This window comes from Mycobacterium sp. (genome assembly GCF_044342925.1).
GTDB lineage: Bacteria > Actinomycetota > Actinomycetes > Mycobacteriales > Mycobacteriaceae > Mycobacterium.
Genome location: NZ_JBIIOV010000017.1, coordinates 18,986 through 29,549, shown reverse-complemented (window position 1 = coordinate 29,549; position 10,564 = coordinate 18,986). Strand labels below are relative to the sequence as shown.

9 protein-coding genes are annotated in these 10,564 nt (G+C 68.8%); 5 read left to right on the top strand and 4 right to left on the bottom strand.

Annotated features, from left to right (window positions below; genetic code table 11):
- Window positions 1-880, top strand: an 880-nt coding sequence (locus ADBZ6I_RS03540) for a lysylphosphatidylglycerol synthase transmembrane domain-containing protein (protein ID WP_526380927.1), incomplete at its 5' end; no start/stop codon positions are given.
- On the opposite strand, the gene ADBZ6I_RS03535 is transcribed toward ADBZ6I_RS03540, so the two are convergent.
- Both ADBZ6I_RS03535 and ADBZ6I_RS03530 read right to left on the bottom strand, forming a co-directional pair.
- Entirely contained in the window at window positions 877-2,787 is a 1,911-nt protein-coding gene (locus tag ADBZ6I_RS03535; RefSeq protein ID WP_526380925.1) for an acetoacetate--CoA ligase, read from the bottom strand. The two genes, ADBZ6I_RS03540 and ADBZ6I_RS03535, sit on opposite strands and share 4 nt — an antisense overlap.
- Window positions 2,788-2,789: 2 nt before the next feature.
- Window positions 2,790-3,389 (bottom strand): Rv1363c family protein, encoded by a 600-nt coding sequence (locus ADBZ6I_RS03530; RefSeq protein WP_526380923.1) that lies wholly within the window; start codon window positions 3,387-3,389, stop codon window positions 2,790-2,792.
- 54 nt (window positions 3,390-3,443) lie between these two features.
- On the opposite strand from ADBZ6I_RS03530, the gene ADBZ6I_RS03525 reads away from it, so the two are divergent.
- On the top strand, window positions 3,444-3,815 hold the full coding sequence (locus tag ADBZ6I_RS03525) for a hypothetical protein (protein WP_526380921.1): 372 nt from the start codon (window positions 3,444-3,446) through the stop codon (window positions 3,813-3,815).
- Between the two features lie 2 nt (window positions 3,816-3,817).
- On the opposite strand, the gene ADBZ6I_RS03520 is transcribed toward ADBZ6I_RS03525, so the two are convergent.
- Entirely contained in the window at window positions 3,818-4,231 is a 414-nt protein-coding gene (locus ADBZ6I_RS03520; protein WP_526380919.1) for an Rv2576c family protein, read from the bottom strand.
- Window positions 4,232-4,295: 64 nt separating this feature from the next.
- Between ADBZ6I_RS03520 and ADBZ6I_RS03515 the strand changes: the two genes are divergently transcribed.
- From ADBZ6I_RS03515 to ADBZ6I_RS03505, 3 genes are all read left to right on the top strand, one after another.
- The gene (locus ADBZ6I_RS03515) at window positions 4,296-4,892 is read left to right on the top strand and encodes an Rv1363c family protein (RefSeq protein ID WP_526380917.1); all 597 of its coding nucleotides are present in this window, start codon (window positions 4,296-4,298) and stop codon (window positions 4,890-4,892) included.
- A complete protein-coding gene (locus ADBZ6I_RS03510) occupies window positions 4,889-5,527 on the top strand; it encodes an Rv1363c family protein (RefSeq protein ID WP_526380915.1) in 639 nt (212 codons plus the stop codon). The genes ADBZ6I_RS03515 and ADBZ6I_RS03510 overlap by 4 nt, the downstream gene beginning before the upstream one ends.
- Window positions 5,528-5,608: 81 nt before the next feature.
- On the top strand, window positions 5,609-6,505 hold the full coding sequence (locus tag ADBZ6I_RS03505) for an Acg family FMN-binding oxidoreductase (protein ID WP_526380913.1): 897 nt from the start codon (window positions 5,609-5,611) through the stop codon (window positions 6,503-6,505).
- Here the strand turns inward: ADBZ6I_RS03505 and otsB are convergent.
- Window positions 6,502-10,536, bottom strand: coding sequence for a trehalose-phosphatase (gene otsB / locus ADBZ6I_RS03500; RefSeq protein ID WP_526380911.1), 4,035 nt, complete (start codon window positions 10,534-10,536; stop codon window positions 6,502-6,504). The two genes, ADBZ6I_RS03505 and otsB, sit on opposite strands and share 4 nt — an antisense overlap.
- Window positions 10,537-10,564: the final 28 nt, after the last annotated feature.

Genomic DNA, 10,564 nt, shown 5'->3' with positions numbered 1-10,564 from the left:
CTACGTGGCCTACCCGTTCATCAGCACGGTGCCGGCGTTCCTGTCCGAACTGCGTGAGGCCAACTGGTGGTGGGCGCTGCTGGGCCTCGGCGTCTCGGCCACGACGTATGTGGCGGCGGCGGCCGGGCTGTGGGCGTGCGCGGGTGGGCTGGTCTCGTTCCGGCACGTGGTGATCATGCAGTTCGCCAACACCTTCGCTGCCACCACCACACCGGCAGGCGTCGGTGGACTGGCGCTGAGTACCAGATTCCTGCAGAAGGCCGGCCTTGGCACGGTGCGTGCCACCGCCGCGGTCGCGGTGCAGCAGGCGGTGCAGGTGATCACCCACGTCGCCCTGCTGATCTTTTTCAGCGTGGCTGCCGGAGCCTCCGCGGATCTGTCCCACTTCGTGCCCAAGGCCACCCTGCTGTACCTGATCGGCGGTGTGGCGCTCGGAGCGGTGGGCGCGTTCCTGTTCGTGCCCAAACTGCGGCACTGGCTGGATACCGCCGTGCGTCCCAAGATCAACGAGGTCGGCAGCGACCTGGTGGAGCTGGTCCGCGAACCCAAGCGCTTCGCGCTGATCGTATTGGGCGCCGCGGGAACGACTCTGGGCATGGCGCTCACACTGTGGGCCAGTATCGAGGCTTTCGGCGGGGATACCAGCTTCGTCACCGTCACGGTGGTGACGATGGTCGGCGGCACGCTGGCCGCAGCCGCCCCGACCCCCGGCGGAGTCGGTGCGGTGGAGGCCGCCCTCATCGGTGGTCTGGCCGCCTTCGGGGTGCCGACGGCCATCGCGGTGCCCTCGGTACTGCTCTACCGGGTCCTCACGGTGTGGATTCCGGTGTTCGTGGGCTGGCCGACCATGCGCTGGCTCACCGCCAACGACATGATCTAAGCCAGCCAGCGGTGCCGACGGCCCTGCTCCCGGTACCAGTCGATCAGGTCCGGCCGGTCAATCGCCCGGGGATCCAGTGACACCGCGTCATGGCCGGCCAGGATGGCCGTCACCGGAACCTCCAGCTTCTTTCCGGTGCGGGTGTGGGGGATTCCGGGCGCGGCGAACACGTCGTCGGGAACATGCCGCGGCGAGAGCCGGTTGCGGATCGCGGTGCGGATCCGCTCGACCAGTGCGTCGTCGAGGTGGTGACCGTCGGCCAGGGTGACGAACAGCGGCATCCAGTACGCGCCCTCGGGCCCGTCCACACCGAGCACGAAGGCTTCGGTGACGGCGTCGAGGCCCTCGACCACCTCGTAGATGTCGGCCGACCCCATTCGGATGCCGTTGCGGTTCAGGGTGGCGTCACTGCGGCCGTGGATCACCAGGGAACCGCGGTCGGTGACCGTCACCCAGTCGCCGTGCCGCCATACCCCAGGCGCGGGGCCGTCCGCCCACTGGTGCTCGAAATAGGCCGCGCGGTAACGCGATCCGTCCGGGTCGTCCCAGAAGCCGATCGGCATCGACGGCATCGGCGTGGTGATCACCATCTCGCCGACCTCGTCGATAAGCGGTTGCCGCTGCGGTGACCAGCTCTGCACGTCCACGCCCAGGTAACGGGTGGCCAGCTCACCGGGGCGCGCCGGCACGCCGGTGGTGCCGCCGGCGAAAGCGGTGACCACGTCGGTGCCACCGCTGATCGAGGACACCTCGACGTGATCGCCCACTTCGGCTTTCACCCAGTCGAACAGGTCGGCCGGCAGCGGCGAGCCGGTGCTGCCCACCGTGCGCAGCCGGCTCAGGTCGTGCTGCGCGCCGGGATGCAGACCCGCCTTGCGCGAAGCCAGCAGGTGCCCCGGACTGGTGCCGAAGAAGGTGACGCCCTCCTCGGCGACCAACTGCCACAGCCGGTCGGCGTCGGGGTATATCGGATTTCCGCTGTAGCCGACCACCGTCGCGCCGCACAGCAGGCCGGCGACCCGGAAGTTCCACATCATCCAGCTCAGTGCGGTATGCCAGAAGAACACCTCGCCCGGACCCAGATCGGCATGCAGCACAGCGGCTTTCAGATGCTCCAGGACCACCCCGCCGTGGCCGTGCGCGATGCCCTTGGGCCGGCCGGTGGTGCCGGAGGTGAACAGCACCCACAGCGGATGGTCGAACGGCACCGGGGTGACCTCGGGTGCCACCGGGGCGGCGACGACGGCGCGGTAGGCGTCGCCGTCGAGTTCCAGCAGGTGCGCGCCGGGTAGCAGCGCCAGTAGTTCGGCGGTGTCGGGCCGCTTGTCGATCCACCGGCCGCCGTACCGGTAGCCGCCGCAGCTGAACAGCACCTTCGGCTGTAGTTGGCTCAGCCGCGCCGCCGCGCCCTCGGGCGCGTAGTCCTGCCCGCACGACGACCACACCGCGCCCACGGCGGCCGTCGCCAGAAAGGCCACCACCGCCTCGGCCACATCGGGCAGGTACGCCACCACCCCGTCGCCGGGACCCACGCCCAGCCGGCGCAACTCGGCGGCCACCGCGCCCACCCGTCCGGGCAGCTCCGACCAGTCGATCCGGGTACGGGTGCCGTCCTCGTCGATGCCGACGATCGCCGCGCCCGGTTGTTGCCGGGCGTGCCGCAGAACCTGGTCGACGTAGTTCAGCCGCACACCGGGAAACCAGCGCGCCGCCGGCATCGCCGACTCGGCGAGCACCCCCTCATCGCCGGGGCCGGGACGGTGGGCAGCGGGGATGTCGAAGAACTCCCACACCGCCCGCCAGAACTGTGCGGGGTGCCGCACCGACCACTGCCACAGCTGGTCATAGTCCCGGGCCGCCGGGTGCTGGGCGGCGGCGAAGCGGCGCCACGAGGGTTGCGTATTCATGGTCAGACGAACTCCACTCCGGACATCTTGATCTGGTCGCCGTCGAGCTGCAGGGTGAGTACCACCCGCCACAGCCGCGGCTGTTGCTGATCCTTCGGTGCCTGCGGGCCTTCCCGGCGGGAAGTGGCCGAGACCATCACCACCGCCGAGTCCTCGGTCATCGACTCCACCGCGGCCTCGTTGACGGTGGCCTTGGTGACGATCTTCTCGTCCTTGAGGGCTTTGACGAAATCCTCTGCTGTTTCGGCGAAATTGGACCGGAACCGGCCGGTGGAGCTGTCCAGTACGCGCTGCACGCTGTCCTGCGCGGTGGCGTAGTCGATGGACATCAGGTTGACGACGCCCTGCCGGGCGGCCGCGGCATACTCGGCGGCCCGCTGTTGCTGGCGAGCGGCCTGCTGGTGTTGCCAGAGCATGAAGCCGGTCGCTGTCAGCAGTGCCGTCGTCAGCAGCGCGGCGAGTGCCGTCGCGATCAGCCGCGTGCGCGCCGCCGCGCGGCGCGCGCCGCGGGGCGCCGCCACGGTGTCCGAAGTATCCGTCTCGGCCGGCTGGTCGATGTGGGGTCCATCGGCGGCATCGGCGGCATCGGCGGTGTGCGGCATGGCCCCCTCCTCGGATGTGTTCCCTGGCCTGGTGGCACTGTGCGACAGTGAGTTGTGCGATCGACCGTAGCCGTTGCTGCTGCCTTGATCGCGACCGGACTCGTCGCTGCGCCCGGCGCGTCGGCCAACGAGTGCAACGACGCATTCTGCACCCCCGGGATCAAAGGCGGCGTGGAACTGGGGGCGCCGTGCCCCGACACCGCTTCCTTCGTGTTCGGCACCACCTCGTGGGACAGACTGGTTTTTTGCGGGTCACCGCGGCGCTACCAGCCGCGCTACTTCCGATCGCCGCCCATGGTGGGCATCAAGGATCTGATGAGCAGTTGCACCGGCTACGAGGACAACGTCGCCCAGGCGCCGGACGGGCTGTTCCTGACCTGCTCCTTCGTCGACAACCGTGCGGTGTGGGTGCGCGGGGACGCCTGATCTCACCAGTTCCGCAGCGAACACAGTGCGCCTTTTGCTCCTGCGTTGCGGACCACCACGGTGCCGTCGACGGCCAGGGTGCAGTGGAACCCGGGCGGATTGGGCGACCTTCCGCTGGTGGCTAGGGCCATGGCCCACTTCTCCGGGTTGGCCAATTGCACGGTGAGCACCCACGGCGTGTCCGGCCCCAGTTCAGCCTGGGCCTTGGGGCTGAACAGATACGGGTTGTGGCTGTAGTCGGCGAAGTTGGGCGGTTCGCTGTCGCGGTAGTAGATATCGGCGACGAACAGGGTATCGGTGTAGACGGTGTAGGTGACCGTGTGGAGCACCGGGTCTTCAGCCCGGGCCGCACCAGTGCCGCCGGCTGCCAGACCTGCGGCGCAGGTCAGCGCCACGCCAACCCGCGCGAGCCTCACCGCTGAAGTCTGGCATGACGCCTGCCAGGGCGAGCAGAGTTTGATGCGTACGATCTACGATGTTATGACTGCGGAGCACCCGGACACCGACGACGCGCTCGTCAGGGCCGTTGTCAGTGACGAAGACTCCGAAGCGGCGCCGGTCGACCCCCAACCCAAGGCCGAGGCGCCGGCGCGCCGGTGGCCGCAGACGGTCGCGGTGGCTGTGGCCGCCCTGCTGACCGGCGTCTGCCTGGCTGTCGCCGGGCTGATGGTGTGGCAGCACCGCGCAATTGCGGCCGAGCGTGCCGTGGAGCAGCGATTCGTCGACGCCGCCCGGGACGGTGTGACGGCCCTGCTGTCGATGGACCACACCCGGGCCCAGGCGGACGTCCAGCGTGTTCTCGATCTCTCCACCGGACCGTTCCACGACGACTTCCAGCGCACCGCCGAGGATTTCGTGAAAACCGCGGTGGATTCCAAAGCCGTCACGACCGGCACGATCAACGCCGCGGCACTGGACCGGCTGGAGGGCGACCGCGCCACCGTCCTGGTGGCGGCCACCTCGGAGGTCACCAACGCCAACGGGGCCAACGCCGACGCCCGGCCGTTCCGGATCAGCGTGACGGTGGATCGCGCCGTGGATTCGTTCAAGATGTCGGAAGTGGAGTTCGTGCCATGAGCACCAGTGACGAGCAGACCCCGGAGACCGTGGTGGAAGCTCACACCGAGGCACAAGCCCCCGACGCAGACGCCCCCGAGGCCGACACGGTCACCGAGGATGCTCCGGCGACGGCAGCGCCTGTTCCGGTGCGCCGGCGCCAGGGGTGGTTGCGCCGCAATCTGATCCCCGCCGTCGCCGCCGGCCTGGTGCTGGTCTCGGCGGTGGCCGCCGCGTCGGTGTACTGGTGGCTCTACCGCCCGGACCGGCTGACCGATTCCGCCGCCCAACAGCAGGTCGTGGCCGCCGCCAAGGAGGGCACCGAAGCCCTGCTGTCGTATTCGCCGGAAAACCTCGACGCCGACCTGGCCAACGCTAAATCGCACCTGACCGGCGAGTTCCTCAGCTACTACAACGATTTCACCGACAAGGTGGTCGCGCCCGCATCCCGTCAGAAGGGCGTCAAGACCGAGGCCAATGTGGCCCGCGCGGCCGTATCGCAGATCGAACCGGGCCGGGCCGCCGTGCTGGTGTTCGTCAATCAGGTCACCACCAGCAAGGAACGTCCCACACCGGCGCTGTCCACGAGCAGTGTCGTGGTGACCCTGGTCAACAGTGGCGGACGCTGGTTGATCTCGGGATTCAACCCGGTCTAGCTCCCGCTGGGGTCGGCAGTCCCGCGGGCTCGGGACTTAGGTCACTTCCGTCTGGTCGGCCGCAGCGGTGAAAATGGTTCGGTGCAGCACAGCGAATTCCCGGACACAGATGTGGTCCGCAGGGTGCTGGCTCAGGCCGTCCAGGCCCCATCGGTCCACAATTCCCAGCCCTGGATCTGGAACGTCGACGGCGAAAGCCTGCAGCTGCGCGCCGATCCCCGCAAGTATCTGCGCCACACCGACCCCGACGGCCGCGACCTGCTGATCAGCTGCGGCGCCTCGCTGCACCACTGCACGGTCGCACTGGCCTCGTTGGGCTGGCGTTCCACCGTTCGCCGGTTGCCGGATCCGACCGACCCCGCGCTGTTGGCCGGGGTCACGGTCCGCCGCCAGCCGCCGGCTGACCTCGACCGGCTGCTGGCCGAGGCGATCGGGCGTCGCCGCACGGATCGCCGAACCTACAGCCCCGTGCCGGTGCCCTGGGGTGACATCGCACTGATGGGCGCCCGCGCTGCGCGGGCCGGGGTCATGCTGCGTCAGATCGACGAGATTCCGCGGCTGAGCGCGATCGTCGCCGATGCGGTGTCGCGGCGCGCCGCGGACCCGAACTACCTCGCTGAACTGAACGAGTGGGGAGCCCGTCGCGGGCCGGTCCCCGGGCAGCCGGCAGAGAACGACGGTGCCAACGGCGTCGTCGTGGCTTTGGGCACCGAGAGTGACGACTGCCTGTCCCGGCTTCGGGCGGGGGAGGCCGCCAGCCTGGTGCTGCTGTCCGCCACGGCGATGGGCCTGTCGAGCTGTCCGATCACCGAACCGCTGGAGATCATCGAGACCCGCGAGGAGGTCCGAACCGATGTGTTCGGTTCCGACGCCCACCCCCAGATGCTGATCAGATTGGGATTCCCCGCGGTCGGCGCCGAGCCACTACCAGCGACGCCGCGGCACACCCCGGAGAAGGACGCGGACACGCCGCACTAGTCGAACCGCACGAAGGTGCCGGGCGTCAATGTCTTTACCTTTCCGCGACATTCGATCTCGATCGGCGGATGCTCGGTCGGGTCGACGCTGAGTTCGGCGCTGCGCCCGGTGATGGTGAGGTGCATGCGGTAACCCCGATAGTGAATCGGCATTCGAAGCGCCCCAAGGCTTTCCGGCCACAGGGGGTTGATGATCAGCCGATCGCCGCGGGTCTCCAGCCCGGTGAAGCACCGTTGCAGCAGGTCGATGCTGCCGGCCATCGCGGCGATGTGAATGCCCTCCGCGGTGGTGCCGCCCTGGATGTCGAGGACGTCGGACAGCAGTACGGTCTGGAAGTATCGCATCGCCCGGTCGCGGTTTCCGCGGGCCAGCACCCAGGCGTGCACCACCCCGCTCAGCGTCGATCCGTGCGATGTTCGGTGCACGTAGTAGTCCACCGTCGCCGGGATCTGCTCGGGAGTGAAGCGATATCCCATGCGCGCGAACAACTCCCGCAGTTCGTCGGCCGAGAGCAGATAGAACAGCATCAACACGTCGGCCTGTTTGGAGGCTTTGTAGCGGTTGACGCTGTCGTTCTCGGCCTCCAGGATCCGGTCCAGGCGCTGGATGTTGCCGTAGCGTTCGCGGTAGCCGTGCCAATCCAGTTCCTGCAAGTCGGCGTAACCCTCGAATTGGCTGATGACTTCACCACCGGGCTTGGCCCCGGTGTCCGGGGCGGAGTGGAACGGTACGAACATCCGCCGGCTGACGTCGTCCCAGTGGTCGAGTTCACGGCCGTGGATGCCCAGGGTCTCCATCAGGTCGAGGCGCGCGCGCAGCGGCAGCGCGTCCAGTGCATCGAGGGCGCGCATGATCACCCACACCGCCATCACGTTGGTGTAAGCGTTGTTGTCCACCCCGTCGTAGGGTCGGTCGGGGTAGCCGGAGTGGAACTCGTCCGGGCCGATCACCCCGCGAATCACGTAGCGCCCACGCCCGTTGTCATAAGCCTGGTCGAACTCCGCGCGGCTCACCCAGAACCGGGCGATCTCGGCCAGCATCTCGGCGCCGCTCTCGATCAGGTACCGCAGGTCCCCGGTCACCTGGTAGTACTGCCAGACGTTGTAGGCCACGGCGATCCCGATGTGGTGCGCGCGAGCGCTGGCGTCCTGATTCCACCGGCCGGAATTGGGATTGAGGTGCAGCTTCTGGCTCTCTTCCCGGCCGTCGCTGCCGGACTGCCAGGGGAACATCGCGCCGGCGTAACCGGCTTCGCGGGCGGCGTGGCGCGCTTGCGGCAGCCGGCGGTACCGGTAGCGCAGCAGCGAACGAGTGCTGGTAGGGGATCGCAGGTTCAGCACCGGGAACGCGAACAACTCATCCCAGAAGATGTGGCCGCGGTAGGCCTCGCCGTGCAGGCCGCGGGCCGGCAGTCCGGCGTCGAGATCCTCGGCCCGGTTGGGCACGCTCTGCAGCAGTTGCAGCAGATGCAGCCGGACCACCCGCAAGGCGTCGGGGCTTCCGTCGATGGAGATGTCGAAGCGTTCCCACAGGTGCGACCACTCGCGGATGTGGGCGTCGCGCAGGTCCCCGTAGCGGCGCAGCCGGGACAACAACCGGGCCGCGGCGTCGCCGGGTTCGGAGATCGCATGATCGCGGCCGGTGAAGATCGTGGCCATCTTCTCGACCGTCACCGATTCGCCGGCGTCGATCCGCATCACCAGGTCGTGGCCGACCTTGCGTGGCTCGTCGACGAACTGCACCTGCGCGGCCAGCGGGGCGTCACCGCGCCAGGCCGTGGTGCGGGCAGCCACCGCGATCGGAATCCGCGACTGCAGGGTCTGGCAGACCAGCAGTGCGGAGTCGGCGGACAGTTCTCGGGTGGAGGTGGCGACCAGATGATCGCCGGACAGGTCCCGATAACGCTCGACGCCCGCATTGCGCACGTCACCGTCGATCAGGGACAGAAATTCCACAGTGCCCGACCAGTCCTCGGCCCACAGCGTGGTCTCCAGTGCGCACGCGTGCGGCAGGTGCATCGCCGCGATGCGCCGCTGCAGCACCCGGGTGGTCCGGCCTGCCGGGTCGCGGAAGCGGAATTCGCGGGTCAGCTCGGCCTGCCGCAGATCCATGTTCTGCCGGTAGGTCAGCAACTCCGCGGAGTCGACGTCGAACCAGTCGCCGCCGTCGATGCGGAACTTGCATGACAGCCAGTTCGGCAGGTTGACCAGGCTCTCGTTCTCCACCGCCACTCCGGCGACCGTGTCGGTGAGGCGGTTGTAGAGGCCTGCGGAATAGGTTCCGGGATAGTGGAATTCGCCAGCGTCGGCCTCCGGTGCGCAGCCGCGGGTGGCGCGGTAGCCGTTGCCTACCGCGCACAGCGCCTCCCGCAGCCGTTCCTGGGATGGGATGTAGCCACCGAATGTGAAAGACCAAGGGCTGGAGGCCATCTCACGGTCGATATCGCACTGCTCGACCAGCCGTTCGATGAACTGCCGCACGTGGTCGGGACTGTCCAGGGCAAACCGGGCACCGGTCGCGCGGTCGCCGTCCTCGGTGTGACGCACCACGATGCCGATGCCGTCGTGCAGGACGGCATCGAACCCGTCCTCGTCGGTCAGGTCGTCACCGACGAAGATCGGCAACAGCGGCTCCTCGCCGGCGACCTGATCGACGATCCACTGCAGGGTCTTGCCTTTGTTCCAGTCGATGTTCGGTCGCAGTTCGACGACCATGCGTCCGGACGTGACCAACAGGGCGCTGCGGTTGCCGACGTCGTGCACCGCTGCGGTGACCGCGGCCGCCGCCTCCGGGGCGGCGTTGCGGAAATGCACCGCGACGGCATAACGCTTGTGCTCCACCACGACTCCGGGGATTGACGCCAGCCGCTCGGACAGCGCGGCGGCCGCCTCGTCCAGCACCGGGACGGCCTGGGCGGCGGTCTCGTTGTGGTGGTAGACGCCGTCCGGACCGACCATCTCGAATCCGTGGCTGCCGGCGTACCAGAGGCCGGGGATGCCGACGCGCTCGCGGATATCGTCAAGCCCGCGGCCGGAGAGCACCGCCACCGGGTACAGCGCCGCCAGCGATCGCAGCGCCGTGTCGGCGCCCGCAACCAGGGCAGCGGCGCCCGGCTGGTCGACGATGTCGGACAGCGTGCCGTCGAAATCGAAGAAGATCGCCGGGCGACGAGCCGACACCACACCGGCCAGCTGGCCGAACGAAGCCAGCGCATCAGGGAGACTGGACATTTTGTGGCCGATCCCGCGGACTTGAATCTCGGCCAGGTCGCCCACCATCACGTCGGCGCCGCACTCGCGCAGCCGTTCGGCGGTCTCACCGGCGCGATCGACCCCGATCACCAATCCGAATCCGCCGGCACGGGCCGCCGTCGCGCCGGCTTCGGAGTCCTCGATCACCGCCGCGCGCCCGGGCCGCACCCCGATCCGGCGGGCCGCCTCCAGCAGGATCGCCGGATCCGGCTTGCCGGGCAGGCCCAGTTCCTCGGCGACCACGCCGTCCACCCGCGCCTCGAACAGATCGGTGAGACCCGCTGACTCCAGCACGCTCGCGCAGTTGCGGCTGGCGGAGAACACCGCCACGCGCACTCCGGCCTCCTTGAGCCGCTTGATCAGCGCGACGGTGGACTCGAAAACCGGCACGCCCCCGGCGATCGCCGCGGCGAACAATTCCTGCTTTCGACTGCCCAGGCCGCATACCGTGTCGGCACCGGCCGGATCGGCGGGCGTGCCCCAGGGCAGCGTGACACCCCGCGAGGCCAGGAAATCCCGTACCCCGTCGTGGCGCGGTTTACCGTCGATGAAGTGCCGGTAGTCGTGGGGGGTGAACAGGTCGTGGTTCTCGGTCGGCGAAGCCGGGCGCGCGCTCAGGAACTCGTCGAACATCCGTGCCCAGGCGGCCTGGTGGATCGCTGCCGTGTCGGTGACGACCCCGTCGAGGTCGACGAGCACCCCGTCCTGGTAGCGCGGATCGATGCGTATCCGCCGGCCGGCGTCCCCGCTCTGGTCGTCGAACCCGCGATCGCTCACCATGTCTTCGACCATAGGCCAGGGCCTTACG